Origin of the sequence: Rhizobium ruizarguesonis (assembly GCF_012349115.1) — a bacterium.
Classification (GTDB): domain Bacteria; phylum Pseudomonadota; class Alphaproteobacteria; order Rhizobiales; family Rhizobiaceae; genus Rhizobium; species Rhizobium ruizarguesonis.
Window position 1 is genome coordinate 216,929 of sequence record NZ_PQIG01000089.1, and the last position, 25,651, is coordinate 242,579.

The 25,651-nt window shown below is 61.3% G+C and carries 27 protein-coding genes; 14 read left to right on the forward strand and 13 right to left on the reverse strand.

Annotated features, from left to right (window positions below):
• The 3 genes from C3Y91_RS22585 to C3Y91_RS22595 are packed head-to-tail and all read right to left on the reverse strand — an operon-like array spanning window position 1 to window position 4,755.
• Window positions 1-2,814: a DUF4159 domain-containing protein gene (locus C3Y91_RS22585; RefSeq protein WP_168575806.1), complete on the reverse strand. Its 2,814-nt coding sequence runs from the start codon at window positions 2,812-2,814 to the stop codon at window positions 1-3.
• Window positions 2,811-3,731 carry a DUF58 domain-containing protein gene (locus C3Y91_RS22590; RefSeq protein WP_012758472.1) on the reverse strand — a complete coding sequence of 307 codons (921 nt, stop codon included), beginning with the start codon at window positions 3,729-3,731 and terminating at the stop codon, window positions 2,811-2,813. The genes C3Y91_RS22585 and C3Y91_RS22590 overlap by 4 nt, the downstream gene beginning before the upstream one ends.
• A 13-nt stretch (window positions 3,732-3,744) precedes the next feature.
• Window positions 3,745-4,755: an AAA family ATPase gene (locus tag C3Y91_RS22595; RefSeq protein ID WP_113545306.1), complete on the reverse strand. Its 1,011-nt coding sequence runs from the start codon at window positions 4,753-4,755 to the stop codon at window positions 3,745-3,747.
• A 158-nt stretch (window positions 4,756-4,913) separates the two neighbouring features.
• On the opposite strand from C3Y91_RS22595, the gene C3Y91_RS22600 reads away from it, so the two are divergent.
• The 3 genes from C3Y91_RS22600 to C3Y91_RS22610 are packed head-to-tail and all read left to right on the forward strand — an operon-like array spanning window position 4,914 to window position 7,434.
• Window positions 4,914-5,537 carry a DUF1285 domain-containing protein gene (locus tag C3Y91_RS22600; protein WP_012758470.1) on the forward strand — a complete coding sequence of 208 codons (624 nt, stop codon included), beginning with the start codon at window positions 4,914-4,916 and terminating at the stop codon, window positions 5,535-5,537.
• Window positions 5,534-6,184, forward strand: a complete 651-nt coding sequence (locus C3Y91_RS22605; protein WP_128405964.1) for a CoA pyrophosphatase — start codon at window positions 5,534-5,536, stop codon at window positions 6,182-6,184. The genes C3Y91_RS22600 and C3Y91_RS22605 overlap by 4 nt, the downstream gene beginning before the upstream one ends.
• On the forward strand, window positions 6,181-7,434 hold the full coding sequence (locus C3Y91_RS22610; protein WP_128405963.1) for a CCA tRNA nucleotidyltransferase: 1,254 nt from the start codon (window positions 6,181-6,183) through the stop codon (window positions 7,432-7,434). Before C3Y91_RS22605 ends, C3Y91_RS22610 begins: the two co-directional genes overlap by 4 nt.
• Here the strand turns inward: C3Y91_RS22610 and C3Y91_RS22615 are convergent, their stop codons facing one another.
• From C3Y91_RS22615 to hemF, 3 genes are all read right to left on the reverse strand, one after another.
• Entirely contained in the window at window positions 7,435-7,620 is a 186-nt protein-coding gene (locus C3Y91_RS22615) for a DUF1059 domain-containing protein (protein ID WP_018073946.1), read from the reverse strand.
• Between the two features lie 114 nt (window positions 7,621-7,734).
• On the reverse strand, window positions 7,735-8,004 hold the full coding sequence (locus C3Y91_RS22620; RefSeq protein WP_024319518.1) for a hypothetical protein: 270 nt from the start codon (window positions 8,002-8,004) through the stop codon (window positions 7,735-7,737).
• Between the two features lie 103 nt (window positions 8,005-8,107).
• The gene (gene hemF / locus C3Y91_RS22625) at window positions 8,108-9,019 is read right to left on the reverse strand and encodes an oxygen-dependent coproporphyrinogen oxidase (RefSeq protein WP_024319519.1); all 912 of its coding nucleotides are present in this window, start codon (window positions 9,017-9,019) and stop codon (window positions 8,108-8,110) included.
• Window positions 9,020-9,196: 177 nt separating this feature from the next.
• Here hemF and C3Y91_RS22630 point away from each other — a divergent pair, with 177 nt between their 5' ends.
• Entirely contained in the window at window positions 9,197-9,457 is a 261-nt protein-coding gene (locus C3Y91_RS22630; RefSeq protein WP_024319520.1) for a hypothetical protein, read from the forward strand.
• 3 nt (window positions 9,458-9,460) lie between these two features.
• On the opposite strand, the gene C3Y91_RS22635 is transcribed toward C3Y91_RS22630, so the two are convergent.
• Both C3Y91_RS22635 and C3Y91_RS22640 read right to left on the reverse strand, forming a co-directional pair.
• A complete protein-coding gene (locus C3Y91_RS22635) occupies window positions 9,461-11,107 on the reverse strand; it encodes a Na/Pi cotransporter family protein (RefSeq protein WP_018073949.1) in 1,647 nt (548 codons plus the stop codon).
• A 211-nt stretch (window positions 11,108-11,318) separates the two neighbouring features.
• Entirely contained in the window at window positions 11,319-11,780 is a 462-nt protein-coding gene (locus C3Y91_RS22640; RefSeq protein WP_018073950.1) for a tRNA (cytidine(34)-2'-O)-methyltransferase, read from the reverse strand.
• Between the two features lie 386 nt (window positions 11,781-12,166).
• Here C3Y91_RS22640 and C3Y91_RS22645 point away from each other — a divergent pair, with 386 nt between their 5' ends.
• Complete coding sequence (locus C3Y91_RS22645; RefSeq protein ID WP_024319521.1) at window positions 12,167-14,023, forward strand: ABC transporter ATP-binding protein; 1,857 nt, start codon at window positions 12,167-12,169, stop codon at window positions 14,021-14,023.
• A 111-nt stretch (window positions 14,024-14,134) separates the two neighbouring features.
• On the opposite strand, the gene C3Y91_RS22650 is transcribed toward C3Y91_RS22645, so the two are convergent.
• Window positions 14,135-14,365, reverse strand: coding sequence for a ribbon-helix-helix domain-containing protein (locus C3Y91_RS22650; RefSeq protein WP_024319522.1), 231 nt, complete (start codon window positions 14,363-14,365; stop codon window positions 14,135-14,137).
• 162 nt (window positions 14,366-14,527) lie between these two features.
• Between C3Y91_RS22650 and C3Y91_RS22655 the strand changes: the two genes are divergently transcribed.
• On the forward strand, window positions 14,528-16,441 hold the full coding sequence (locus C3Y91_RS22655; RefSeq protein ID WP_130688447.1) for an ABC transporter ATP-binding protein: 1,914 nt from the start codon (window positions 14,528-14,530) through the stop codon (window positions 16,439-16,441).
• On the opposite strand, the gene C3Y91_RS22660 is transcribed toward C3Y91_RS22655, so the two are convergent.
• Window positions 16,397-17,329 carry an endonuclease/exonuclease/phosphatase family protein gene (locus tag C3Y91_RS22660; RefSeq protein WP_024319524.1) on the reverse strand — a complete coding sequence of 311 codons (933 nt, stop codon included), beginning with the start codon at window positions 17,327-17,329 and terminating at the stop codon, window positions 16,397-16,399. The two genes, C3Y91_RS22655 and C3Y91_RS22660, sit on opposite strands and share 45 nt — an antisense overlap.
• A gap of 284 nt (window positions 17,330-17,613) precedes the next feature.
• On the opposite strand from C3Y91_RS22660, the gene petA reads away from it, so the two are divergent.
• The 4 genes from petA to C3Y91_RS22680 all read left to right on the forward strand — a co-directional run bounded on the left by petA (window position 17,614) and on the right by C3Y91_RS22680 (window position 21,043).
• On the forward strand, window positions 17,614-18,192 hold the full coding sequence (petA, locus tag C3Y91_RS22665; protein WP_026154254.1) for a ubiquinol-cytochrome c reductase iron-sulfur subunit: 579 nt from the start codon (window positions 17,614-17,616) through the stop codon (window positions 18,190-18,192).
• A 14-nt stretch (window positions 18,193-18,206) separates the two neighbouring features.
• Window positions 18,207-19,475, forward strand: coding sequence for a cytochrome b (locus C3Y91_RS22670; RefSeq protein WP_018073954.1), 1,269 nt, complete (start codon window positions 18,207-18,209; stop codon window positions 19,473-19,475).
• Window positions 19,476-19,500: 25 nt separating this feature from the next.
• Window positions 19,501-20,385: a cytochrome c1 gene (locus tag C3Y91_RS22675; RefSeq protein ID WP_018073955.1), complete on the forward strand. Its 885-nt coding sequence runs from the start codon at window positions 19,501-19,503 to the stop codon at window positions 20,383-20,385.
• A 115-nt stretch (window positions 20,386-20,500) separates the two neighbouring features.
• Complete coding sequence (locus tag C3Y91_RS22680) at window positions 20,501-21,043, forward strand: adenine phosphoribosyltransferase (protein WP_018073956.1); 543 nt, start codon at window positions 20,501-20,503, stop codon at window positions 21,041-21,043.
• An 85-nt stretch (window positions 21,044-21,128) separates the two neighbouring features.
• Here the strand turns inward: C3Y91_RS22680 and C3Y91_RS22685 are convergent, their stop codons facing one another.
• A complete protein-coding gene (locus C3Y91_RS22685) occupies window positions 21,129-21,596 on the reverse strand; it encodes a MaoC family dehydratase (protein ID WP_018073957.1) in 468 nt (155 codons plus the stop codon).
• Window positions 21,593-22,057, reverse strand: a complete 465-nt coding sequence (locus C3Y91_RS22690; RefSeq protein WP_018073958.1) for a MaoC family dehydratase — start codon at window positions 22,055-22,057, stop codon at window positions 21,593-21,595. Before C3Y91_RS22690 ends, C3Y91_RS22685 begins: the two co-directional genes overlap by 4 nt.
• An 81-nt stretch (window positions 22,058-22,138) precedes the next feature.
• Between C3Y91_RS22690 and C3Y91_RS22695 the strand changes: the two genes are divergently transcribed.
• Window positions 22,139-23,233, forward strand: coding sequence for a hypothetical protein (locus tag C3Y91_RS22695; protein ID WP_168575807.1), 1,095 nt, complete (start codon window positions 22,139-22,141; stop codon window positions 23,231-23,233).
• Window positions 23,234-23,305: 72 nt separating this feature from the next.
• On the opposite strand, the gene ychF is transcribed toward C3Y91_RS22695, so the two are convergent.
• Window positions 23,306-24,409: a redox-regulated ATPase YchF gene (gene ychF / locus C3Y91_RS22700; RefSeq protein WP_024319526.1), complete on the reverse strand. Its 1,104-nt coding sequence runs from the start codon at window positions 24,407-24,409 to the stop codon at window positions 23,306-23,308.
• A gap of 153 nt (window positions 24,410-24,562) precedes the next feature.
• Between ychF and C3Y91_RS22705 the strand changes: the two genes are divergently transcribed.
• The 3 genes from C3Y91_RS22705 (at window position 24,563) to clpS (ending at window position 25,636) form a co-directional block, all read left to right on the forward strand.
• Complete coding sequence (locus C3Y91_RS22705; RefSeq protein WP_018073961.1) at window positions 24,563-24,841, forward strand: AbrB/MazE/SpoVT family DNA-binding domain-containing protein; 279 nt, start codon at window positions 24,563-24,565, stop codon at window positions 24,839-24,841.
• Entirely contained in the window at window positions 24,831-25,229 is a 399-nt protein-coding gene (locus tag C3Y91_RS22710; protein WP_130655968.1) for a type II toxin-antitoxin system VapC family toxin, read from the forward strand. Before C3Y91_RS22705 ends, C3Y91_RS22710 begins: the two co-directional genes overlap by 11 nt.
• 95 nt (window positions 25,230-25,324) lie before the next feature.
• Complete coding sequence (gene clpS / locus C3Y91_RS22715; RefSeq protein ID WP_003541733.1) at window positions 25,325-25,636, forward strand: ATP-dependent Clp protease adapter ClpS; 312 nt, start codon at window positions 25,325-25,327, stop codon at window positions 25,634-25,636.
• The last annotated feature ends 15 nt before the right edge of the window (window positions 25,637-25,651 follow it).

A 25,651-nucleotide genomic window follows, 5' to 3' on the forward strand; every position in this document is an offset into this window, starting at 1 on the left:
TCATTGTCCTAACCGTTCGAGGAGGTCGGGAACATGGACCTGGTCGGTCTTGTAGTTGCCGGTCAGCATATACATCATGATGTTGACGCCGGAACGGTAGGCATATTCGCGCTGCGTTTCATCCGACGGCACGGTCGGCAGTATCGGTACGCCGTTGTCGTCGATCGCCCAGGCGCCGGCGAAATCATTGCCGGTGATCAGGATCGGCGAAACGCCGTCGGCCGTCGCCGCCGATTTTTCGCTCGGTCCCTGACCGCCCTGCCGGGACTCGATCCAGAGGGGGCTGCCCGTATAACGACCGGGAAAGCTCGACAGAAGATAGAAGGATTTCGTCAGCACGTGATCTGATGGTACCGGCTCGAGCGGCGGGATGTCGAGATTGGTGAGGATTGCCTGCAATCTCTCACCGTTGGCGCTGACATTGCCGCCATTGTCCAATGCGCTGATCTGATCACGCGTATCGAAAAGCACGGTGCCGCCATTGCGCATATAGGCATCGATACGGCTGATTGCCGCCGTCGACGGCATCGGCGCCGTCGCCGAAACCGGCCAGTAGATGATCGGATAGAAGGAGAGTTCGTCTTTGGTGAGGTCGATGCCGACGGGCGACGCCGGCTCCAGCGTCGTGCGAAAAGTCAGGAACTGGGTTAGTCCCTCAAGACCGCGCTCGGATATATTATCCACATCCTGTTCGCCGGTGACGACATAGGCGAGATGGGTGTTGTCAAGCCTCTGCAGGATGAGGTCGTCGCCGGGCTGGGAGTCGTCGGCGTGAAGCGTGCCGGGTTGCACGAGAAAGCCGGCGCCGACGGCGACCGCGATCATCGCGCCGGTTCGGACAGCCGGGCGCAATCGCGAGAATGCGCCATTCATGAAGAGGACGATCAGGCTATCGGCCAGGAGCAGCAGAAAGGCTGCGAGAAAGAGCGCGGGTTTTGCCGACCAGCTTTCGCCGCCGATCAGGCCTTCGCGCACGGCATTGGTCCCTGTTGTGTCGAGCGGCGTCAGTTCGGCGTTCTCGGGCAGCACGTTCAACGAGGCGAAACCATCCTCCGAACCGTAGAGCCCGGGAGGGTTGTCGAAATTTGTCGTCGGTTCGACCCCGGCCTGTGGAATGAGCGGCCGCGCCGATCCCGTCTCGGAGACGAGCGTGCCCTTGGCCGTCAGCATGCGGAATGGCGGCAGGGTTTCGGAGACACGCGCATTGCCGCGCGCTTCCGAAGTCACACCGCCCGAGCGCGATATCTGCAGGAGGTGACGCAACATGTCGACGAAGGTGCCTGAGATCGGCAGATCGGACCAGGTTGCTTCAGCGGTGACGTGAAACAGGACGATCTGGCCGGATGCGATCTGCTTCATCGTGACGAGCGGTGTGCCGTCAGCCAGGCTCGCCCAGGTGCGTTCGGCAAGATCGGGCGTCGGTTCGGCGAGCACCTGCCGCTTGACGACGACATCGGCGGGACGCGCTATGCCGGCGAAAGGCCCGAAACTCGGAAATTCGGCAAGCGACTGCGGCTCGCTCCAGGACAAGGTGCCGCCGAGCGCCCGTTCTCCCTGACGCAAGATGACAGGGATCAGCGGATCGTCCGCAGGGGCTGCCGCCATGCGCGGGCCGGCAAACCGCAGGAGCATGCCGCCATTCGATATCCAGCGCGTCAGAGGCTCGTAGGTCTCCTCCGGCAGCCGGCCGATATCGGCCATGATGATGATGGAGGGATTGTTGGCGAGAAGTTTTGGTATCGCGACCGAAAGATCGGAATCGCCAGGTTGGATCAGATCCGCATAGGGTTGCAGCGCCCGCTGGATATAATAGAGCGGCGAGAGCAGCGGCTGGAACTCATCCCCTCCTTCACCTGACAGCAACACGACGCGGCGGCGCTTGAATGCGTCGTCGAGAAGGTGGACGGCGCCTGCCGTCGCGCCGTTGTCGACGCTGATGCGCGCGAAATCGTTGCGCATCTCGAAGGGAGCGGTGATCGCACTCGTCGCGACGCTCTGGCCGGGGCGGAAATCCACCCTGCCATTGGCGATCGAGCGGCCCTGGGTATCGACGGCGTTCAGCGCCACCGATGCGGCCTGCGAGGTGTTGAGCCGCGTGACCTTGACGGTCATGGCATCCGCCGCATTGTTGGCGGCAGTGATCGCGACCGTCCGCGCGGCATCGCCCTCGATCAGACGCAGATCGGTGGGCTGGAGTTCGGCGAGCCTGCGCACCGTGGCGTCGTCGGCCTTGGCGGCGGCGCCGTCAGTCAGGAAGGCGAGGGTGCCGGGCTTGATGCCGTTCAGCGCGGCGCGCAGCGCCTGGAAGGCGCGTTCGCGGTCCGGTACCAGTGGTCGCGGCTCGGCGGCGCGCAGCTTGTCGCGGGCGGCAGCGGCGGTGCCGGGCACGGCGTCGTTGCTCGGATCGGCGGTGAAGGCGATCGACACAGGCGTGCCGGCGGATTCGGCGTCGTCTATCAACGCGTCGGCGGTCTGGATGCGGCGCTCCCAGTCGGGTGCCGCCGCCCAGCTGTTGTCGACGAGGAGGACGAGCGGGCCACCTGATGCCAGCGAACTGGTGCGTGGATTGAAAACCGGGTCGGCGATTGCAAGGATGATGGTGGCGGCGAGCAGCATGCGCAGCAGCGTCAGCCACCAGGGGCTCTGCGCCGGCGTCTCCTCGCGCTTCAGCACCGAGGCGAGGATCTTCAGCGGCGGGAAGACTTCGGTCTTCGGACGTGGCGGCGTCAGCCGTAGCAGCCACCAGATGACCGGCAAGGCGACGAGCGCGCCGAGAATGGCGGGATAGGCGAAAGCGAAGGGAAGGGCGTTCATAGCTGCCCTCCATGCGTTGCCTTGGCCGGCATGCCGGACAGATACATGTGCACCGCGACCAACGCTTCCGAAGCAAGATGATCGGTGCGATGAGACGCGAAGGTCCAGCCGAGATGGCGCAGCGACTGGCCGAGGCTGTCCCTGCGAGCGAGGTAGGCGTTGCGATAGGCCTCGCGGATATGTTCGGCGCGGCCGGAGATAAGCTTGGCGCCGCTCTCCGGATCGGTGAATTCGGTGCGGCCGCTATAGGGGAATATCTCTTCGGCGGGATCTGATATCTCGACCACGTGGCCGCGCAGGCCGCGGCGGGCAAGCGGGCCGAGGCGCTCCATGATTGCCGGCGCATCGTCGAGGAAATCGCCGATGAGGACGAGGTCGCTCCAGCCGCGGATCATCGCCGTTTCCGGCAGGCCGCCGGTCAGCGGCGTGTGCATGAGCGCGGCTGCGAGGCGTTCGGCGGCGTTGCGGGCGGAGGCGGGTTCCATGATGCCGGGGCAGCCGATGCGCTCGCCGGAGCGGGCGAGGATTTCGGCAAGCGCCAGCATGATGACCAGAGCGCGGCTTTCCTTGGACACGTTGCCGTAGCTCGACTTGTACATCATCGAGGGCGACATGTCGCACCAGAGCCAGATCGTGTGCGCCGCCTCCCATTCGCGCTCGCGCACATAGGTGTGGTCGTCGCGGGCGGAGCGGCGCCAATCGATGCGCGACAGGCTCTCGCCCTCGGCATAGGGACGGAACTGCCAGAAATTCTCGCCGATGCCGCGCTTGCGGCGACCATGCCAGCCGGCGATCACGGTGTTGGCGATGCGCTTGGCTTCCACCAGGCAGTCCGGCACCAGGGCGGCCCGCTGCCTGGCGCGGGAAAGGGCATCGCTGCCTGACGTCGGGTTGACGATCTGTCCGATAGATGCCACGCGTCCGGCTTCCTTATCCCTTTGCCTGCTTGACCAGTCCGGCGACGACATCACGCACCGACATGCCTTCGGCGCGGGCGGCGAAGGTCAGCGCCATGCGGTGCTGGAGAATGGGTTCGGCGAGCGCGAAGATATCGTCCAGAGACGGTGCGAGACGGCCTTCGTAGAGCGCGCGGGCGCGCGCGCAGAGCATCATTGCCTGGCCGGCGCGAGGGCCAGGACCCCAGGCGACGTTCTTGTCGGTCGAGGCATTGCCCTGTCCGGGGCGGGCGGAACGCACCAGCGCCAGGATGGCATCGACAACCGTGTCGCTCACCGGCATCTGGCGTACCAGGGTCTGGATCTCGATCAGCCGCTGCGCATCGATGACGGCTTCCGGTCGAGTTTCGCCCAAGCCCGTCGTCTCGAGCAGGATCTGACGCTCGGCGGCGAGTTCGGGGTAGTTGACGTCGACTTGCAGCAGGAAGCGGTCGAGCTGGGCTTCGGGCAGGGGGTAGGTGCCTTCCTGCTCGAGCGGGTTCTGGGTGGCGAGCACATGGAAGGGCGCCGGCAGGTCATAACGCTGGCCGGCGATCGTGATGTGATATTCCTGCATGGATTGCAGAAGGGCCGACTGGGTACGCGGCGAAGCGCGGTTGATCTCGTCGGCCATCAGGAGCTGGGCAAAGACCGGGCCCTTGACGAAACGGAAGGAGCGGCGTCCACTGTCGTCCTGGTCCATCACCTCGGAGCCGAGAATATCCGAGGGCATCAGATCCGGCGTGAACTGGATGCGGTTGGCGGCAAGGCCGAGCACCTCGCCGAGCGTGGTCACCAGTCTGGTCTTGGCAAGACCGGGAACGCCGACGAGCAGAGCATGACCGCCTGACAGCACGGCGAGAATGGTGTTCTCGACGACGCTTTCCTGACCGAAGATCACCTTCGAGACTTCCCCGCGGATGGCGGCGATATCGGAGAGCGCCTTTTCGGCGGCGGCGACGATCGCCTTTTCATCGAGGCTGGCTTCGGTCTTCATCATACCCATGCGTATCTCCAACGGCTGAAATCATTCGGCAGCGAATCGGCGGACTTATACATGTGCCTCATACCCGATAGAGTTATGGAGATGTGACGGGCTGACAAGTTCGTTGCGAATGACTATCTCGTGACTTTACTTCGTTAAGGACAAACCGGGACGGAAGAATGGCAGCCGAGGAAATCAGCGGACAGGCGGATGCGGCGGGACTTGCCGCACTGATTTCGCGCGCGTCTCAGGAAAATGCCGGACAAAAACGAGGATTGCCGCCGGTCGAGCGGTGGAATCCGCCTTTCTGCGGCGATATCGACATGGAAATCCGGGCGGACGGCACCTGGTTCTACATGGGTACGCCGATCGGCCGACCGGCGCTGGTGCGGCTGTTTTCGACGGTTTTAAGAAAAGACGACGACCAGAAGACCTATCTCGTAACTCCTGTGGAAAAGGTCGGTATAAGGGTCGTCGACGCGCCTTTCATCGCCGTGGAGATGAGCGTGACGGAGGGGCAAGGCCGACAGGTGCTGACTTTCCGCACCAATGTCGGCGATGTCGTGGAGGCGGGAGGAGAGCATCGGCTGCGCTTTGCGATTGCGGGCGAGAATGCCGAATTGAAACCCTATCTGCATGTGCGCGGGCGGCTGGAGGCGCTGGTGTCGCGTGCGGTGATGTATGAACTGGTGGCGCTCGGCGAGACGATCGAGGTCGAGGGACAGGCGATGTTCGCCGTCCGCTCGGCCGGAGAGGTTTTTGCGATGATGCCGGCCGATGAACTGGATGCGCTTTCCCGATGAATGATGCGATTACCCAACGTTATCCGCTGTTTTCCGCAGCCGAATTCCGCCGCCGCGCGCTCAACCAGAATGGTGGGCCGGTCGATCATGCCTGGCGCGATCACGGGGACCACATCCTCAATCCCGATATCGTCGCCGAGGTCGAGACCTTCAAGCTGCGCGACGCCGCCGTGCTCGTACCCGTCGTCGACGATGGCGAGGAAGCGCATGTGATCTTCACCAAGCGCACGGCGACGCTGCGCAAACATTCCGGGCAGATCGCCTTTCCCGGCGGCTCGATCGATCCCGCCGATATCTCGCCCGAAATGGCGGCGATCCGCGAGACGGAGGAGGAGATTGGCCTGGCCGGTTCCTTCGTCGAAACCGTGGGGCGGCTGCCGAATTACCTTGCCTCAACGGGCTTCCGCATTACGCCGGTGCTCGGCGTCGTCTCGCCGGGCTTTGCGCTGACGCTGAACCCGACCGAGGTGGACGACGTGTTCGAGGTGCCGCTTTCCTTCCTGATGGATCCTGCCAATCACACCCGCGACAGACGTGTCATCGACGGCATCGACCGGCATTTCTACCGCGTGCCCTATGAAACCAGAATGATCTGGGGCATTACCGCCGGCATCGTCCGCACGCTTTATGAAAGGCTTTATGCATGACCGGCATCGCCGACCAAGCATGGTTCCGCGACCCGGCCCTTGGCCGGATCTTAGCGCTTCTCAACGCCGATGGCGGCGAAGGGCGGGTGGTTGGCGGAGCGGTGCGCAACAGCCTGATGGGCCTGCCGGTCAATGATGTCGACATAGCCACGACACTCAGACCGGAGCCGGTGATGGAGCGGGCGGCGGCGGCCGGCATCAAGGCAGTCCCAACCGGCCTCGAGCACGGCACGGTGACGCTCGTCATCGACGGCAAGCCCTTCGAGGTGACGACCCTTCGCACCGACGTCGAGACCGACGGACGCCATGCCAAGGTTGCCTTCAGCACCGACTGGAAGGGAGACGCCGAACGGCGGGATCTGACGATCAACGCGCTTTATGCCGATGCAAAGGGCGAGGTGGTGGATCTCGTTGGCGGACTTGCCGACATTGAGACGCGCAACATCCGCTTCATCGGCGATGCCGCAAGGCGTATTGCCGAGGATCATTTGCGTATCCTGCGCTTCTTCCGTTTCTTTGCCTATTACGGTTCCGGGCGGCCGGATGCCGAGGGGCTGAAGGCGTGTTCCCTCGCGCGTTCGAAACTGACGACGCTTTCGGCAGAACGCGTCTGGTCTGAGTTGCGAAAGCTGCTTGGCGCCGACGATCCTGGTCGCGCGCTGCTCTGGATGCGGCAGGTGGCGGTGTTGACGGAAATCCTGCCGGAATCGGAACGATGGGGGATCGATGCGATCCCTTCGCTGATCGCCACCGAAAAGGCGCTCGGCTGGACACCCGATCCATTGCTGCGCCTTGCGGCGATCGTGCCGCCCGATGCCGCGCGCATGGAGGCGCTCGCAGCCCGGCTCAAGCTCTCGAATGCGGAAGCGGCCACCCTCAAGGCCTGGGCCATGGCAGCGCCAGTCAATGACGACATGTCATCGGCGGCTTTCGAACGGTTGCTTTATCGCAACAGCACCGACGGCATCACGACACGGCTGAAGCTGGCACTTGCGGTTGCGCGCGGCAAGGCTGAAAGCGATTTCGACGAAATGGCGCGGTCTGCGCGGCTCAACAAGCTGCTGGATAAGGCAACGCACTGGAAGAAACCACAGTTTCCGCTGAACGGCGGCGACGTGATTTCGGCAGGAATTGCGTCCGGCCCGCGCGTCGGCGAGCTGCTTGCCGGTCTGGAAAACCAGTGGGTGGAGGAAAACTTCGTTTCCGACCGGGCGGCGCTGCTCGCCCGGCTCCAGGAACGCGTGCAATAATCAGGCTGCGTTCACCTCGTCGCGGATGCGAGCCTTGATATTATCCACCATGTTCTCGCGGATCGTGGTTTCGCCGTGAGCGCTTTTCAGGTGCTCGACGGCCCGGCGGACCACCTCGGCGTCACTATCCGCCCTGGTATGCCAGGCGCAGCCGGGAACGAGTGTGCCACATTCGAAAAGTCGCATGGTCTTTTCCTCTATCCTGAACACAACGACAATCGCGCTTTCACGCGACTGATGAATGTGCGGGAGGAGAGAAGGTTCCGGCCGGCATCGACATGCCAGCCGGTGAAAGCAGTATCAGTCGGGCATCGCCCAGGCTTTGTAGGTATCCGAAAGGTGCTCGGGCATGTTGCTGTTTGCGGCCGCTGCCTCATTCTGCAGCTGTTCCGGCGACTTTCCGCCTGCCAGTTGCAGCTTGACCTGCTCGATGAAGCAGGACAACGGCAGATCGGAGCCGCTCTTCGTTCTGAGTTGCTCGGCGATGCGCGTTAGAAACTCCGGGGTGTCGATCGTGCGGGATGTTTCCTGAACATCCGCGGACGCAGGCGAGCCACTTTGTATCGTCATGACAATCCTCCTCCGATTGTTACGCACATACATATAAAGTTAGGACGCACTGAGTTTTCGTGAAGGTCTATCACCTCGAATTTATCGATGAGATATCACAGTTTCATGGCCAGCGGACGACGGGGGGCAACGACGAGAGAATGGATTCAACGTTGCCGCCGGTCTTCAGGCCGAAGATCGTGCCACGATCATACAGCAGATTGAATTCGACGTAGCGGCCCCGGCGGATCAATTGTTCGTCGCGATCGGCCTCTATCCACAATTTATTGAAGTTGGAGCGGACGATCTTCGGATAGACCATGGCGAAGGCTCGGCCGACATCGCGCGTGAAGGCGAAATCGGCGTCCCAGCCGCCGGCTTCCTCGCTCGAATGCAGCCAATCGTAGAAGATGCCGCCGATGCCGCGGGCCTCGTTGCGGTGTTTCAGGAAGAAATATTCGTCGCACCAGGCTTTGTAGGCATCGTAATCGGCGACGGCATGATTGCGGCAGGCGATCTCCATAGCCTTATGGAAGAGCTGGCTGTCCTCGTCCTCCTGCGTGCGGCGACGCGACAGCACTGGCGTCAGGTCGGCGCCGCCGCCGAACCAGCGGCTTGATGTGACGACCATGCGGGTGTTCATATGCACCGCCGGAACGTTTGGGTTGACGGGATGAGCGATCAGGGAAATGCCCGAGGCCCAGAAACGCGGATCGTCCTTGGCGCCGGGTATCTGGGCGCGGAAATCCGGAGAGAACTCGCCGTGGACGGTGGAGGTGTGGACGCCGACCTTCTCGAAGACGCGGCCTTCCATCATCGACATCCGGCCACCGCCGCCGGCGCCGTTTTCGCGTGACCAGTCCTTGGCGGCGAAGCGGCCGGGCTCCTGGTCGGAAAGCGGCCCTTCCAACTCATCCTCGAGGGCCTCGAAGGAGGCGCAGATCGTATCGCGCAATCCCTCGAACCAATTGCGGGCGGCAGCCTTCTTCTCTTCAATATCGTCAGGCAAGCCGATCGGCAGTTCCGGTCTTTCCATTTACGCCTCCGACGGTCGACATCTCCTTCGGAGGCGACTCGCTCATTCTTGATTGCAGGCCATGATTAGCAGTTGGTGCTGCATCTCGCCAAGCCGCGGCAGCACTGCCGAGCGCTTCCAAGATTCGACTCGCAAATCAAGAATTTCGATATTACCTTTTCCGAGGAGGTAGGTTTGATGAAAAAAGTTCCAGGGCCTCCGTCCTTCGACGGCCTGAAGCGCAGGATAGCGAGACATCGGGCGGAAAATCCCCCGAGCAAGAAAGACCATTTCGTGCGTGAGACTTATTGCCTCGGCCTCATGGACGCACGCGCCAAGGCGCGCGAATGGTTCGACGAATATCCGAAAGCCGCCTATTGGACCGAGGTGGAGAGTTGGCGTCAGCTCGAGGGCGACCAAATCGAATTCACCATGCGCCGCCTGCCTTCGGCCGACTGACCGTCACTTTGCAGTCGCCCGCACGCGGCTTTCGATCAGCAGACCGCTTTCATCCATGATTGGATGCGCCACCGAGACGATGTGGGCATTGAGGCGCTTCAGGTCGCGCAGCATGTCGAGATGCAGCGAACTCGTCTGCAAGCTGTCGGCGCGGCCATCACGCAGACGTTCGAGGTGGCGCTCGGCAGACTGTTTTTCCATCCGGCGCACCTCGACCTTTACCTCCATCATCTGACGCGCGAGATTGAAATCGCGGGTGACGAAGATCGTCTGGGCGACGCGCAAATTGTCGATTGTCAGATCGAACAGCTTTCGCAGTTCCTGATGACCGTCCTCGGAAAATTTCAGGCCGAGGGAGATCTTCTTCGCCACCTGCTCCAGCAAGCCCTTCTCGATAATGTCGCCCATGTGCTCAAGGTTGATCGCATAATCGATGACGACGATCGAACGGCGGGCGTTCTCGTCGCTGAGACCCTCGCGGCCAAGCTTCGAGAGATAGACTTTCACCGCCTGCTGCAGCCGGTCGACGCGCTCTTCGAGGGCCGGGATCTCGGCAAGTTTGGATGCACTGTTATGCTCGAAAGCTTCGGAGACCCGGATGAGCATGCGCTCGATCAAGTCGCCGACGCCGAGCACTTCACGGGTGGCGCTGGCGAGGGCAACGACCGGCGTCGAAAGCTCCTGTGCATCCAGATATTTCGGCGCGTTATCGGGTTCGGCCTGATCCGGCACCAGCCGGGCCATCAGGGTGGCGAGCGGCCGGGAGAAGGGCCAGGCCAGCGCCGCCAGCAGAAGGTTGAAGGCAAGATGCGCATCGACCGGCAGCTTGGCGGGACCGAAGGGCAGCATTTGGATGAACTCCGCGCCATATCCCGCCAGAGGCAGCGCGATGAGGCAGCCGAGCGTGCGGACGGCGAGGTTGCCGAGGGTGACGCGCCTCGCCGAAGCCGGGCCGGACAATGTCGCGATAACCGGCGGTATCGCACCGCCGAGATTGGCGCCGAGCACAAGCACGATGACGAGTTCGGCGGAGACCACGCCGGCCGAGGCGAGCGACAGGATGAGCACCACCACTGCGAGGCTCGACGAGGACGCGAAGGCGAGTGCTGCCGAGACGAGCATTGCTACGGGCAGAGCGCCGTCCAGCAGGCCGATGAAGGCGGCGAGAGCAGGCGAGGCGCGCATCGGTTCCGTCGCAAGGCCAAGGAGATGCAGCGACAGCAGCATCAGCCCGATGCCGATCAGCGCCGTGCCGCCGCCTTGGCTGGAGCTTGAACGGCCGCGGTAAAGCACAATGCCAACAAGAATCAGAAGAGGAGAGAGCCATTCGATGCCGGTGGCGACGATCCAGGCAGTGATTGCCGTGCCGACATTGGCGCCGAGCAGGACGATCTGCGCCATGCGCGGCTTGATCAGGTCGCGCTCGACGAAGGAGGCTGTCATCAGTGCTGTGGCCGTCGAGCTCTGCAGCGCGACGGTTGCAACGAGGCCTGACAGGAAAGAACGAAGACTGCCACGCGTGCCGGTCGCCAGGCCTGTTCTCAGGCGGGCGCCGAAGGCCCTCGTCACGCCATCCTTCACCTGCGCGAGGCCGAACAGCAGCAGAGCCACGGCGCCGAACAGGTTGATCATGATGATTGTGGAGTCCATTTTTTGTTTTTATTCTTCTTTCGTCGGTCTGAAGAGATGCTGTTTTCCTCTCTGGCCCCAAGTTATTGGAATCGTGGAGGCTATACGAAATTTTTGGTTGTTCGGCTAATAAATATACCCCAGTCTGACCGATTGACAACGCCGTTTTGCGACATATTCCGGAGCTGTTCGGCAAATCCATCGCATGTGCTCCGCCAGCGCTGCGAGTTGGTCAGGCCCAGACGGTTTGGCGCATTGCTTCGCCGACGATCATCGCAGCCGAAACCGCGACATTGATTGAGCGTTGGCCTTCGACCATCGGAATCAGGACGCGCGCATCGGCTGCCTCATGCACCTGATCCGGCACGCCGGCGCTTTCGCGACCGAAGAGCAGGATATCGTCCGGCCGGAAGGCAAGATTGGTGTAGCGCTCCGCAGCTTTGGTCGAGGCGAGGATCAGGCGGCGGCCGGTGGTCAGACGCCATGCCTCGAAGCGGTCCCAGCTGACATGGCGGGTGAGGGCGGCGGCGGCGATATAATCCATTCCCGCCCGTTTCAGGTTGCGGTCGGAGATGTCGAAGCCGGCGGGCTCGATCAGATCGACCGCAAAGCCAAGGCAGGCGGCAAGACGCAGGATCGTGCCGGTATTGCCTGGAATATCCGGCTGATAGAGTGCCAGTCTGAGTGAAGTCATGATCCGCCATCTTCCTGCTTTCACCGCAAAACGCCTAATGCAACTGTGATTTCGACGCAACAGGGCGCGTTTTGACCCGAAAAGATGAAATTTTTGGCAGAACAGGGCTGGAAAATTCCTCGTTTTCGCGTTATCGGTGCATATCTTTAATCGCCAGCAAGGAGCGCCAGAATGAATATTTTGCTGTATGTGCGCCTCCCGGCCGTGATGCCAAGCGGTGCGATTTTCCGCCGATAGTGCGGGTTTCTTCCCTGAATTTCCTTTTTTGATCCCTTGTGCGGCTGTCTCAGCCTCGCCCCTTGAACGTTCGGTTCCCATATGTGCTTGCATAGCGCTGGGATGGCGCGAAGCCGGGAGCCGGAATGATGACGTTTCGGAGCAATTTCATGTTTGGCTGGTTCGAACAGCGACTCAATCCCTTTCCGAGCGAGGAGCCCGTCGCCCCGCCGAAAGGCCTTTTTGCCTTCTGCTGGCACTACAGCAAACCGGCTGCGCCCTGGCTCGGCCTGATGGCCGTGCTCACCGCGCTGATTGCGATCGGCGAAGTGGCGCTCTTCCAGTTCCTCGGGGACATCGTCGACTGGCTGACCAATGCCGACCGCGCCACCTTCCTGGAGAGAGAAGGCCACAAGCTGTTCTGGATGGCGGCGCTGGTGCTGGTCGGCCTGCCGCTGACGGCCGGGCTCGATTCGCTCATCATGCATCAGATGATGCTCGGCAATTATCCGATGATCGCACGCTGGCAGATGCACCGCTTCCTGCTGCGCCACAGCATGTCGTTCTTTGCCAACGAGTTTGCCGGGCGTGTCGCGACCAAGGTGATGCAGACGTCGCTTGCCGTGCGCGAGACGGTGATGAAGATCCTCGACGTCTTCGTCTATGTCGTCACCTACTTCCTGACGATGATCATCGTCATCGCAGCGGCCGACTGGCGGCTGATGATCCCGATCCTCGTCTGGCTCGCAGTCTATATCAGCATCGTCGCCTATTTCGTGCCGCGGCTTCGCAAGATCGCGGCGGCGCAGGCGGATGCGCGCTCGATGATGACGGGGCGCGTGGTCGACAGCTATACGAATATCGCGACGGTCAAGCTGTTTTCGCATGCGGGCCGCGAGGAGGTCTATGCCAAGGAGGGCATGGACGAGTTCCTGCAGACCGTGCACAAGCAGATGCGCAAGGTGACGCTCTTCCACATCTGCGTCTATGTGAACAACTGCGTTGCGCTCTTCGTCATCTCGGGCCTGTCGATCTGGTTCTGGCTGAGCGGGGCGATCTCGGTCGGCGCCATCGCCATCGCCATCGGTCTTGCCATGCGTGTCAACGGCATGTCGCAATGGATCATGTGGGAAGTCTCGGCACTGTTCGAGAATATCGGCACGGTCTATGACGGCATGGAGATGATGAGCAAACAGCACGACATCGTCGACAAGCCGGGCGCACCCACCCTGACGGCGAAGAAGGGTGCGATCCACTACGACCGCATCCGCTTTCACTACGGCAAGAGCAAGGGCGTCATCGACAACCTTTCGCTCGACATCAAGGCGGGTGAGAAGGTCGGCCTGGTCGGCCGCTCCGGCGCCGGCAAGACGACGCTGATGAACCTGCTGCTGCGCTTCTATGATTTGGAGGCCGGCCGCATCACCATCGACGGGCAGGACATCGCAGGCGTCTCGCAGGAAAGCCTGCGTTCGCTGATCGGCGTGGTGACGCAGGACACCTCGCTGCTGCATCGCTCGATCCGCGACAACATCGCCTATGGTCGCCCCGATGCAACGGACGCCGAGGTGATCGAGGCCGCCAAACGCGCGAATGCCTGGGAGTTCATCGAAGGTCTCGTCGACTTGCAGGGCCGCGAAGGGCTGAATGCGCAGGTCGGCGAACGCGGCGTCAAGCTCTCCGGCGGCCAGCGGCAGCGCGTCGCGATCGCCCGCGTCTTCCTGAAGGACGCGCCGATCCTGGTGCTGGACGAGGCGACCTCGGCGCTCGATTCGGAAGTTGAGGCGGCGATCCAGGAAAACCTCTTCGCCCTGATGGAGGGCAAGACGGTGATCGCGATCGCCCACCGGCTTTCGACGCTGACGGAGATGGACCGGCTGATCGTGCTCGACAAGGGCCGGATCATCGAGGCCGGTTCGCACAGCGAACTGATCGCGGGAGGCGGCATCTATGCCGACCTCTGGAACCGCCAGTCCGGCGGCTTCCTCTCCGATCATGCCGAGGAAGCGGAAGTGGCGGCGGAATAAGATGAAATGAGGCCCTCCCCACGGAAGCGGGGAGGGCCTCTTGAATTCTTAGGATGGCTATGAGCTTGCCGGACGGTTGCTGAAACCTGACCGCGTTTGCCTCTTGGCCGTTCAAAGGCTGTCGGCCCAATCAATCGCGCGGTGATGTTCGATGAGGACGATGGTGTTGGCGGCGGCGATCGTGCGCAGCGCTGTGATGCGGCGGCGCTCCTCCTGGTCGATCCAGGCGGTGATGGCGTCGGTGACGATTTCATCGCGCGGCAGCGCCAGGTCGATGGCCAGGGCATCCAGCCTTTCTGCAAGCGGAAGCGGAATATGCGCATCGAGCATTTTCGTTTCCATGGACGGTTTCTCCGGTGAAGCGCGATCGTAACGTCAGATTGTGACCGGTTGAGGGGCAGTCAATGCCGATGCCGCCGATGTTATCGATAATTACCAAAATATAACATTCTGTCCGCTTTTCATTCCCTTTGCCGGGTCGGCTAATCCGCCTATATCGCTTCTATGTTGCTGAACCCCATCCTCCGCCGGTTCGAAACCTGGATCGACCCGTTCCGCCCACGCGCCAATCTCCAACCGCCGCGCTCGACGCTCGGATTCATCTGGTTCTATATCGGCCAGGCGAGGATGCCGTTTATCGCCATGCTCGTTCTCGGTGGGACATCGGCGGCAATCGAGGCTGCATTGTTCTGGTTCGTCGGCCGCTTGGTCGATATCCTCGGGAGTATCACGCCGGGTGCCGGCTGGAACGGTCTTCTCGCCGCCCATGGCGGCGAATTGTTCGGCATGCTCGCCCTTATCGGGCTCGTACGCTTCGTCGTCGCCTTCCTGATCGCGCTCGTCGACCAGCAGGTGATCACGCCGGGCTTCTACAATCTTGCTCGCTGGCAATCCTATCTCCACGTCTCCAGGCAATCATTGTCGTTCTTCCAGAGCGATTTTTCCGGGCGCATCGTCACCAAGGTCTGGTCGGCGGGGCAGGCAACCGGCGATCTCGTCACCTCGCTGATGGAAAGCGTCTGGTTCGTCGGCATCTATGCCGTAACGACGCTCGTGCTCGTCGCCCGGCTGGACTTTTCCCTTGCCGCCGTCGTGCTGTTCTGGCTTTGCGCCTTCAGCCTGCTTGCGCGCCACTTCGTTCCGCGGATCCGCCATCATTCCCGCGAAACGGCGGAAGCCGGATCGATGCTGAATGGCCGGATGGTCGACTCCTACAGCAACATGCAGACGCTGAAGCTGTTTGCACGCGATGAGGAGAGCGACCGCTACATGCGGCAGGGTTTCGATATCTATCAGGATACGGTGCTGCGCTTCACGCGGTTCATCACGGGCGTCAGGGCCTCGATGGCGCTGCTCTCCGGCCTGATGATCGTAACGATGGCGGGGCTGAGCGTCGATCTCTGGCTGCGCGGCCTGGTGAGTTCCGGCGCCGTGGCGTTTTCGCTGGCGCTGGTGCTCAGGCTGAATTTCCTGCTCGGACGGCTGATGACCCAGTTCAACGGCATCATGCGCAATCTCGGTACCATCCAGAATGCCGCCGAGCTGATCTCCCAGCCCCTGGGGCTCGTCGATCGGCCTGATGCCAAGACCCTGGTGATCCGGCAGCCCGGCATCCGCTTCGACAATGTTTCGTTCCGCTACGGCAAGGGTCATCAGCCGGTCGTCGAGAATTTTTCCCTGACCATCCGCCCGGGCGAAAAGGTCGGGATCGTCGGCCGTTCGGGCGCGGGGAAATCAACGCTGATGAACCTGCTGCTGCGTCTCTACGACATTCAGGATGGCCGCATTCTGATCGACGGCCAGGATCTTGCAGCCGTGACGCAGGAATCTCTCAGGATGCAGATCGGCGTCGTCAGCCAGGACACCTCGCTGCTGCATCGTTCCGTGCGGGACAATATCCTGTTCGGACGGCCGGATGCCGGCGAGGAGGGGCTGGTCGAGGCAGCCAGGCGCGCCGAAGCCATCGACTTCATCGAACGCCTGCAGGATCAGCAGGGCCGCAGAGGTTTCGATGCACATGTCGGCGAACGCGGCGTCAAACTGTCGGGCGGGCAGCGGCAGCGTATCGCGATTGCCCGCGTCATGCTGAAGGACGCGCCGATCCTCGTTCTCGACGAAGCGACGTCGGCGCTCGATTCGGAAGTGGAAGAAGCGATCCAGTCCAATCTCCACCGGATCATGGAAGGCAAGACGGTGCTTGCGATCGCCCATCGGCTGTCGACGATCGCCGCGCTCGACCGGCTGATCGTCGTCGATCTCGGCCGGATCATCGAGGAAGGCAGTCATGACGAACTGCTTCGCCGCGGCGGCCTCTATGCCGAACTTTGGGCGCGCCAGTCCGGCGGCTTCCTCGCTACGGATGAGGACACGGGCTCAAGGGTCGATGACAAATTCCGCCATCAGGCCAAAATGATTTGATCCGAAGCCGTTCTCGATACGGCGGACCGATTTCAGCCGCAGCGGCGCCCGGGTAAAGACGTGATCGATCGGAATACCGAAGGCGCCAGCCCGGATCGGCCATGTCGCGGGCTCCAGCGATACCGTGCCCAAGCCCTGGGTGCGCATGAGATACTGCACGTCTGGCGCCAGAATCGACGTATTGAAATCACCGGCAAGGACGAGTGGTCCCGAAATGGAAGGGATGATCTCTGCTAGATCCCAGATTTCGAGGCCGTGGAACTCATCGTAATAAGGTTTTGTCAGGTGCGCGGCGAGGAAATTGACCTTCTGGCCGTCGAAATCGATCGTCGAGATCGTCAGCCGATTGCGCCAGAGCAGGCCGAGATTGCTGATGCGGGGTTCGATGAGCGGACGTTTCGACAAGACCAGCGTATCGCATTGCTCCATGCCGACGCCGCATCCGATATAATAGGGATAGGCCTTCAACAACCGCGGCAGTTCAGACAGCAGCGGTTCGGCCTCCAGGATGTTGACGACATCGGCGCCCGAGGCGATGACCATGTCGGCGATGCCAGGGCCGTTTGCGAAATTATCGTTCTCGATATTGAAGGACATCAGCCTGAAGAGGGCGGGGCGGCTCTCCTCGACTGATGGTTCGATGAACTCGCGCATCATCACGACGCCGTGGACGGCAAGGACCACCGATACCGCGAGGGTCAGCAGCGCATACCAGTGCCGCTTGACGAGAAGGGCTGCGAGCGAGGCCATCACGCCGGCCACCGCCAGATGGACCTGGAAGCTGTAAAAGAACGACAGCAGATAGAAATCGGCAACGTACCGCAGGGAGACGATGGCGAGAACGAGGGTCGTGAGGACGCTGAATACGCAAAAAATCGTGTCTCTCATCCGCTCCGGTCCGGCTCGCTGGCGTGGCTGCGACTGCGCCTATCACGAGGCCGTTTTTGTTGCAACGCAACATAATGGCAAGCGCGTGTTTGCCTTAAAAAATTCATCCGAAATTTCCCGCGACATTGTGCCCTCATCCCCTTGCCAAGGCTGGACATAATTTGCGATCAAGCATAGAACGCGCCGGATTGCCGGGGAATCTATGGCCGAATTGTGTCCAGAGAGATTCGCCGGTAGAGGGGGCAGGGCGGAATTCCGCGAAAATTGCGCAGAGGATGTTAGCCGTGAGCGAACACGAAACGACAAGCGAGGGCATGGGCGAACCCACTCGCCGTGATTTCCTTTATCTCACCACTGGTATGGCAGGCGCCGTCGGCGCCGTTGCGGTCGCTTGGCCATTCATCGATCAGATGCGTCCTGACGCTTCGACGCTCGCTCTCGCCTCCATCGAAGTCGACGTTGCCAGCCTTGAGCCTGGCATGTCGCTGACGGTCAAATGGCGCGGCAAGCCGATCTTCATCCGCAATCGCACGCCTGAGGAAGTGGAAGCGGCAAACGCCGTCCAGCTTGGTGATCTGAAGGACCCGATCGCGCGCAATGCAAACCTTCCTGTCGACGCTCAGGCAACGGGTGTTGACCGTTCCGGCGGCAAGGGCAAGGAAAACTGGATCGTCATGATCGGCACCTGCACGCATCTCGGCTGCGTGCCGCTCGGCCAGGCCGGCGAATACAATGGTTGGTTCTGTCCCTGCCATGGCTCGGTCTACGACACGGCCGGCCGCATCCGCAAAGGTCCGGCGCCGCAGAACCTGGCGATTCCGACCTTTTCATTTTTGTCCGATACCAAGATCAAGATCGGTTGAGGGGAGACTGATTAATGAGTGGCCATTCCAGCTACGAGCCATCAACCGGCCTCGAGAAATGGGTCGATGCGCGCCTTCCACTGCCGCGCATGGTCTATGACAGCTTCATCGCCTATCCGGTTCCGCGTAACCTGAATTATGCCTACACTTTCGGCGCCATGCTCGCCGTCATGCTGGTGGTGCAGATCCTGACGGGCGTCACACTCGCCATGCATTACGCTGCCGAATCGTCGGTCGCCTTCAACTCCGTTGAAAAGATCATGCGCGACGTCAACCACGGCTGGCTGCTGCGCTATATGCATGCCAACGGCGCGTCCTTCTTCTTCGTCGCGGTGTACCTGCACATTGCCCGCGGCCTCTATTACGGCTCCTACAAGGCGCCGCGCGAAATCCTCTGGATCCTCGGCGTGGTCATCTACCTCCTGATGATGGCGACCGGCTTCATGGGCTACGTTCTGCCCTGGGGCCAGATGTCCTTCTGGGGCGCCACCGTCATCACCGGCTTCTTCTCGGCTTTCCCGCTGGTCGGCGAATGGGTGCAGCAGTTCCTACTCGGCGGTTTCGCGGTCGAAAACCCGACCCTGAACCGCTTCTTCTCGCTGCACTACCTGCTGCCGTTCATGATCGCCGGTGTCGTCATCCTGCACATCTGGGCGCTGCACGTCGTCGGCCAGACGAACCCGACGGGCGTCGAGGTCAAGACGAAGACGGATACGGTGCGCTTCACGCCTTATGCGACGATGAAGGATGCTCTCGGCGTCTCAATCTTCCTGCTGGTCTACGCCTATTTCGTCTTCTACCTGCCGAACTTCCTCGGCCACGCCGACAACTACATCCCGGCCGACCCGTTGAAGACGCCGGCCCACATAGTTCCGGAATGGTACTTCCTGCCGTTCTACGCGATGCTGCGTTCGATCACCTTCAACGTCGGTCCGATCGACTCCAAGCTTGGCGGCGTGCTCGTGATGTTCGGCGCGATCATCGTGCTGTTCTTCCTGCCCTGGCTCGATACGTCGAAGGTGCGCTCGGCCGTCTACCGCCCCTGGTACAAGCTGTTCTACTGGCTGTTCGTGATCAATGCGATCATCCTCGGCTGGCTCGGCTCGCAGCCGGCAGAAGGCTTGTACACCACGATCTCGCAGATCTGCACGCTCCTCTACTTCGCTTTCTTCCTGGTCGCGATGCCGGTTCTCGGCTTGGTGGAAACACCGCGCCGCATCCCGAACTCGATCACCGAAGCGGTGCTCGAAAAGCGCAACATGACCGCAGCGGTCAAGGCATAAGCGAGCGACGGAAGGGAATAGAAATATGAAAACGCTTGTTACAAGCATTCTCTCGTTCGCATTCGCCGCCGGTCTCGGCAGTGCGGTGCTGGCCCAGGAGGCGACGCCCGCCAACGGCGCGGCTGCGGCCCATCACGAGGAAAGTGCGACACCGCACTATCCGCTGAAGGAGCCGAAGGAGGAGGAATGGACTTTTGCCGGTCCGTTCGGCCATTACGACAAGAGTCAGCTTCAGCGTGGCCTCAAGGTCTATACCGAAGTCTGTTCCGCCTGCCACTCGATGAACCTCGTGCCCTTCCGCATGCTCGACGAACTCGGTTATTCCGAGGCGCAGGTGAAGGCTTTCGCTGCGAACTACGAGGTTCAGGACGGCCCGAACGCCGCCGGTGAAATGTTTACCCGCAAAGCGGTGCCATCCGATCACTTCCCGGCGCCTTTCGCCAATGCAGAGGCGGCGGCGGCTTCCAACAACGGCGCGGCTCCGCCCGACTTTTCGCTGATTGCGAAGGCTCGCGAAGTCGAGCGCGGCTTCCCGCAATTCGTCTTCGACATTTTCACGCAGTATCAGGAAGGTGGCCCGGATTACATCCATTCGCTGCTGACCGGTTATGAAGAGCCGCCGGCCGGTTTCCAGGTGCCGCAGGGCGGACATTATAACCCCTATTTCCACGCTGCGGCCGTCCTTGCCATGCCGAAGCCGCTCTCCGATGGCCAGGTGACCTATGACGATGGTGCGCCGGCGACGGTCGACCAGTATTCGAAGGACGTCTCCGCCTTCCTGATGTGGGCCGCCGAGCCGCATCTCGAGGAACGCAAGCGTACGGGCTTCATGGTCATGATCTTCCTCTTGATCTTCACGGTGCTGATCTACCTGACGAAGCGGTCGATCTACGCCAACAAGGAACACTGAGCGGTTCCCGATCGACATTCAAAAGGCGGCCTCGGGCCGCCTTTTTTGTTGGTTCCGCCCCTGGCAATTGATAGGGTGCGGCCAGTTTCATGCCCTCGCAGAATATGGACTTTCCATGGACAATACGACTTCGGAGCTCGCAGCCAGCATCCGCTCCATTCCCGACTATCCCAAGCCCGGCATCATTTTCCGTGATATCACCACGCTGCTCGGCAACCCACGCGCTTTCCGCAGGGCGGTTGACGAACTGGTGCAGCCCTATGCTGGCACCAAGATCGACAAGATCGCCGGCATGGAGGCGCGCGGCTTCATTCTGGGCGGTGCGGTGGCCCACCAGCTTTCCTCGGGCTTCGTGCCGATCCGCAAGAAGGGCAAACTGCCGCACGAGACCGTGCGCATCGCCTACAGCCTGGAATACGGCGTCGACGAGATGGAGATGCATCGCGATGCGGTGCAGCCCGGCGAGAAGGTGATCCTGGTCGACGACCTGATCGCCACCGGCGGCACGGCCGTCGGCGCAACGAAGCTGCTGCGCCAGATCGGCGCGGAAGTGGTCGGCGCCTGCTTCGTCATCGACCTGCCGGATCTCGGCGGCCGCAGGAAGCTGGAAGAACTCGGCGTTATCGTGCACACGCTGGTCGAATTTTCCGGGCATTAGATCAAAGAAATAGAGCATGATGTCGTCCGAAAACCGCTCACACTTTTCGGCATCATGCTCCGAACCACTTCCATTGCGGGCGGCGTCAGTCGAATTCGAGGACGCCGCTTTCGAAGCGGATAACGGGATCGCCGTTTTGATTGACGCCTTCGCAGAGGATCGTGTTGACGTGCCAGCCCGGCCGTGAGGCGAGCGCCCGGCTGGAGAGCAAGGCGACGGAATAGGTCACGTCATCGTCGACGAACACCGGCCGCAGCCATTGCAGCTTCTGAAAACCCGGTGAGGGGCCGAGCTTCGGTGCTGTCAGGCCCTTTTCCGCGAGTGCTGCGCTCTGCCTTTCCCAAAAGGCAATGAAAGTCTGCATCCAGGCGGCCGTCGTGTGCCAGCCGGAGGCGCAGAGATCGCCGAAGAGGCTTTCCTTTGCCGCCTGCCTGTCGATATGAAAACGCTGTGGATCGAAGCGCTTGGCGAAGCGGATGATGCTTTCCTCGGTGAAGGTGTAGCTGCCGATCTCGGCCTTCTCGCCGACGGTGTAGAGGTCGGACATTTTCATGCTGATGTCTCCGGGCGCATGCGGAGCATGACCGAATTTTCTGAGACCAAGACGAGTTGGCCTCGCTGGTTTTCCACCTCATGGCGGAACTTGACGATGCCCATGCCGGGCCGCGAGCGCATCGGCCGGGATTCGAGCACAGTCGAATGGCCCGACAGCGTGTCGCCGGCAAGGACAGGCTTGCGCCATTCCATCAAATCGATACCAGGCGCGCCCTCGGCGAGCGCGGTCAGGAGATAGCTGTCGGCCATCATGCGCATGAACATCGAAGAGGTGTGCCAGCCGGAGGCGGCAAGCCCGCCGAGAATGCTGGCGCGGCCGGCAGCCTCATCAAGATGCATCGGCTGCGGGTCGAATTCGCTTGCGAACTCAATGATTTCCTCGGTGGTTACCGGCTTCGGGCCGAGCACGAAGCGGCGGCCGGGCCGGAAATCCTCAAAGGAAAGCTTTTCTGCCGACATTCGCTCCTCCCGCCATATGCAGCGCACAATGCTTACAATAGCATCCGCGCGGGCTCAATGATTCCGGGGAGATAAACCGGTATGACGGAACTGAGATCGATACTCGACGAAGCTGCACGCCAGGGGCTGATTTCGCCGGAGGCGGGCGGGCGGCTTTTGCCGTTTCTGGCCGAGCGCGGCGTCACCGTCATAGAGGCGCGGCCGGCAATGGCAGCGCAGGAAGAGCAGGCCTGGTCGGATACCGAGACACCGCGTTTCGTGCGCGGCTTTCACGATGTGCTGATCACGATCGGTGTCGTCGTGGCGCTCGGCGGCCTCTGGGGGCTTGCCGCACTTTATGCCGTGCTGCCTGCGATCATTGTGCTTTCGGAGATCCTGGTGCGCCGGCAGCGGCTTGCCCTGCCGGCCGTCAGCCTGACGATCGCGCTGTTCTGCTGGACATTCCTGCTGATGTCCTTCTTCTTCAAGCCGATAACATCCGCTTTCAACGGGGCGGAGGCGACGCAGTTCGTTGCCGGCTTCCCTATCATTCTCGGCGCCTATTATGTCCGCTATCGGGTGCCGTTGGCGTTGGCGCTCTGCATCATGTCGGCCCTTGCTTTCGTCCTCACCCTACTTTTGCGGCTCATGCAATGGGCGAGCGGGGATCCGCAATTCTTCGCCAACCATCCCGTCTTGCTCGCGGTGGTCTGCCTCGTTTGCGCGCTCGGGCTCTTTGCAACGGCGCTGTATTTCGACCTTGGCGATCGGATGCGCCGGACGACACGCTCCGATATCGCCTTCTGGCTTCATCTGGGTGCTGCACCGGCGCTGCTCTTCAGCGTCCGCCTGCTGATTTCGTTCGACGGCAATTTGCTGGATGTTGCCCAGACGGTTTCGATCAAGACGCCGATCATCGTTATCAGCGTTGGGGTGCTGATGCTGATCGGCCTTGTCATCGACCGGCGCGCCTTCGTCACGTCTGGACTGCTGTCGCTCGGTTTTGCGATCTACGGCATTTTCCGACAGGGAAGTGCGACGGTTGATACCTATATCTTCACGACGCTGATCGTCGTCGGGGCGATCGTGCTCGTCATAGGAACGGGCTGGATGCCGCTGCGCCGCATCGTGCTGCGGGCGCTGCCGGACGCCATTTCGCAAAGACTGCCGCCGGCCATCTTAGGGGCAACTCCGTAAATCTTACGATTTCGCCCAAACCGCTGAGCGATTTGGGCGAAATGAATTGATCGGGATAGCGACAGTTTCCGTTCAGGTGTTGAAGCGGAAATGGATGACGTCGCCGTCCTGGACGACGTATTCCTTGCCTTCGTCGCGCGCCTTGCCGGCATCCTTGGCGCCGACTTCGCCGTTGTATTTGATATAGTCGTCATAGGCGATGGTGTTGGCGCGGATGAAGCCACGCTCGAAATCCGAATGGATGACGCCGGCGGCCTGCGGCGCCTTGGTGCCGCGCTCGATCGTCCAGGCGCGCGTTTCCTTCGGGCCGACGGTGAAATAGGTGATCAGGTGGAGCAGCTTGTAGCCGGCGCGGATCAGCCGGTCGAGGCCCGCCTCGTCAAGGTCGAGGGCGGAGAGGAATTCCTTGGCTTCCTCCTCGGGAAGCTGGGCGACCTCAGACTCGATCGCCGCCGAGATAGTGACGGTTTCAGCACCCTGCTCCTTCGCCATGACAGCGACGGCCTCGGTGAATTCGTTGCCGGTCGAGGCATCGCCTTCGGCGACGTTGCAGACGTAGAGCACCGGATGTGAAGTCAGAAGATTGAGGCTCTTGAGGATGACGATTTCTTCCGCGTCGAGCGTCGACAGCAGCGTGCGCACCGGCTTGCCTTCGTTGAGCAGCTTCAGCGAGGCTTCCATGATCGGCAGCATCGCCACCGAATCCTTGTCCTTGCCGGTGGCGCGCTTGCGGGTCTGCTCGGTGCGGCGCTCCAGGCTTTCGAGGTCGGCAAGCATCAGCTCGGTCTCGATCGTCTCGGCATCGGCAACGGGATTGATGCGGCCTTCGACATGCGTGATGTCGCTGTCTTCGAAGCAGCGCAGCACATGCACGATAGCATCGACCTCGCGGATATTGGCGAGGAACTGGTTGCCGAGGCCCTCACCCTTCGAGGCGCCGCGCACCAGGCCGGCGATGTCGACGAAGGAGATGCGGGTCGGGATCAGTTCCTTCGACTTGGCGATATCGGCAAGCTTGCGCATGCGCGGATCCGGCACGGCGACTTCGCCGGTGTTCGGCTCGATGGTGCAGAAGGGATAATTCGCCGCCTGTGCCGCCGCCGTCTTGGTGAGCGCGTTGAAGAGGGTCGATTTGCCGACATTCGGCAGGCCGACGATACCGCATTTGAAGCCCATGGCTTGATCCATATCTATTGGTAACTTTGCCCTGCCTATGCGGGAATGGCCGCCCTGGGTCAAGGGTTCGCAACATGAATTGAAAAAGCTGAGGCGCTCGGATTGAAGGTAAGGCGATTTAGCCTTACTTTTGGAGCAAAGGATACCATCAGCATGGCAACTCTGACTGTGACGGCAAAGGGGCAGGTCACCCTGAAAAAGGAGGTGCTTCAGCATCTCGGCGTCAGGCCCGGCGACAAGATCGATGTCGATCTCCTGCCTGGCGGCAAACTTGAGGTCATTGCTGTTAAGAGGCGGCCGGTCGCCGGCTCGGTGGAAAGCTTCTTCGGGAGTCTGGAGAACAAGGAGAATATTCATGCGACGCTCGAAGAGATCGATGAGGCCATAAAGGCGGGCTGGGCAGGCGAGGTCGGCGTCGACAATGATCGTTGATACGAATGTGCTCGTACGTTCGGCCGTGCACGACAATCCGAAGCAAACTGAGCGTGCAAGGACGTTCATGCGCGAGGCCGAACGCCTGTTCATTTCCAATCTGACGTTTTGCGAATTCGTCTGGGTCGCCAGCCGGGTCTATCGCAAGAGCGCTTCAGAGATCTCAGCGGCCATCCGGCTGCTGATATCGGACAGGAAGGTTGTCTACGACAGAGTTGCCGTCGAAGCCGGATTATCCTGTCTCGATGCTGGCGGGGATTTCGCCGACGGCATCATCGTCTTCGAAGGTCGCAGACTTGGCGGCGAAACATTCGTGACATTCGACAAGAAGGCTGCCGCAATCCTGGAAAAAGCCGGCCAGAATTGCCTCCTGCTCTCCGCGGAATAACACTCCGTCATTGAACTGCCGTGCTTACGGTGCAATATATTGGTGGCGGATGTATTCTCCGCCTTTTCCATGTCATCAACGGGTGGATTTTTCCGATGAGTGACAATGACATTGCCCTGAAACCGAAGGCCAAAGTGAAGCTCAAGCTGGACAAGCCGAAGCTCTACAAGGTCATTCTCGTCAATGACGATTATACGCCGCGCGAATTGGTGATCATGATCCTGAAGGCCGTCTTCCGCATGAGCGAGGAGACCGGCTACCGGGTGATGATGACGGCGCACAAGCTGGGTTCCTGCGTGGTCGTGGTCTGCGTCAGGGACATCGCCGAGACCAAGGCCAAGGAAGGCATCGACCTTGCCAAGGGCATGGGCTTTCCGCTGATGTTCACCACCGAACCGGAGGAATAGGCGCTTTCCGAGGGC

Coding starts and splice junctions, on each gene's coding strand:
- C3Y91_RS22585 (WP_168575806.1), bottom strand. CDS start 2,814: ATGAACGCCCTTCCCTTCGCTTTCGCCTATCCCGCCATTCTCGGCGCG.
- C3Y91_RS22595 (WP_113545306.1), bottom strand. CDS start 4,755: ATGGGTATGATGAAGACCGAAGCCAGCCTCGATGAAAAGGCGATCGTC.
- C3Y91_RS22600 (WP_012758470.1), top strand. CDS start 4,914: ATGGCAGCCGAGGAAATCAGCGGACAGGCGGATGCGGCGGGACTTGCC.
- C3Y91_RS22605 (WP_128405964.1), top strand. CDS start 5,534: ATGAATGATGCGATTACCCAACGTTATCCGCTGTTTTCCGCAGCCGAA.
- C3Y91_RS22610 (WP_128405963.1), top strand. CDS start 6,181: ATGACCGGCATCGCCGACCAAGCATGGTTCCGCGACCCGGCCCTTGGC.
- C3Y91_RS22615 (WP_018073946.1), bottom strand. CDS start 7,620: ATGCGACTTTTCGAATGTGGCACACTCGTTCCCGGCTGCGCCTGGCAT.
- C3Y91_RS22620 (WP_024319518.1), bottom strand. CDS start 8,004: ATGACGATACAAAGTGGCTCGCCTGCGTCCGCGGATGTTCAGGAAACA.
- hemF (WP_024319519.1), bottom strand. CDS start 9,019: ATGGAAAGACCGGAACTGCCGATCGGCTTGCCTGACGATATTGAAGAG.
- C3Y91_RS22630 (WP_024319520.1), top strand. CDS start 9,197: ATGAAAAAAGTTCCAGGGCCTCCGTCCTTCGACGGCCTGAAGCGCAGG.
- C3Y91_RS22635 (WP_018073949.1), bottom strand. CDS start 11,107: ATGGACTCCACAATCATCATGATCAACCTGTTCGGCGCCGTGGCTCTG.
- C3Y91_RS22640 (WP_018073950.1), bottom strand. CDS start 11,780: ATGACTTCACTCAGACTGGCACTCTATCAGCCGGATATTCCAGGCAAT.
- C3Y91_RS22645 (WP_024319521.1), top strand. CDS start 12,167: ATGTTTGGCTGGTTCGAACAGCGACTCAATCCCTTTCCGAGCGAGGAG.
- C3Y91_RS22650 (WP_024319522.1), bottom strand. CDS start 14,365: ATGGAAACGAAAATGCTCGATGCGCATATTCCGCTTCCGCTTGCAGAA.
- C3Y91_RS22655 (WP_130688447.1), top strand. CDS start 14,528: ATGTTGCTGAACCCCATCCTCCGCCGGTTCGAAACCTGGATCGACCCG.
- C3Y91_RS22660 (WP_024319524.1), bottom strand. CDS start 17,329: ATGAGAGACACGATTTTTTGCGTATTCAGCGTCCTCACGACCCTCGTT.
- C3Y91_RS22670 (WP_018073954.1), top strand. CDS start 18,207: ATGAGTGGCCATTCCAGCTACGAGCCATCAACCGGCCTCGAGAAATGG.
- C3Y91_RS22675 (WP_018073955.1), top strand. CDS start 19,501: ATGAAAACGCTTGTTACAAGCATTCTCTCGTTCGCATTCGCCGCCGGT.
- C3Y91_RS22680 (WP_018073956.1), top strand. CDS start 20,501: ATGGACAATACGACTTCGGAGCTCGCAGCCAGCATCCGCTCCATTCCC.
- C3Y91_RS22685 (WP_018073957.1), bottom strand. CDS start 21,596: ATGAAAATGTCCGACCTCTACACCGTCGGCGAGAAGGCCGAGATCGGC.
- C3Y91_RS22690 (WP_018073958.1), bottom strand. CDS start 22,057: ATGTCGGCAGAAAAGCTTTCCTTTGAGGATTTCCGGCCCGGCCGCCGC.
- C3Y91_RS22695 (WP_168575807.1), top strand. CDS start 22,139: ATGACGGAACTGAGATCGATACTCGACGAAGCTGCACGCCAGGGGCTG.
- ychF (WP_024319526.1), bottom strand. CDS start 24,409: ATGGGCTTCAAATGCGGTATCGTCGGCCTGCCGAATGTCGGCAAATCG.
- C3Y91_RS22705 (WP_018073961.1), top strand. CDS start 24,563: ATGGCAACTCTGACTGTGACGGCAAAGGGGCAGGTCACCCTGAAAAAG.
- C3Y91_RS22710 (WP_130655968.1), top strand. CDS start 24,831: ATGATCGTTGATACGAATGTGCTCGTACGTTCGGCCGTGCACGACAAT.
- clpS (WP_003541733.1), top strand. CDS start 25,325: ATGAGTGACAATGACATTGCCCTGAAACCGAAGGCCAAAGTGAAGCTC.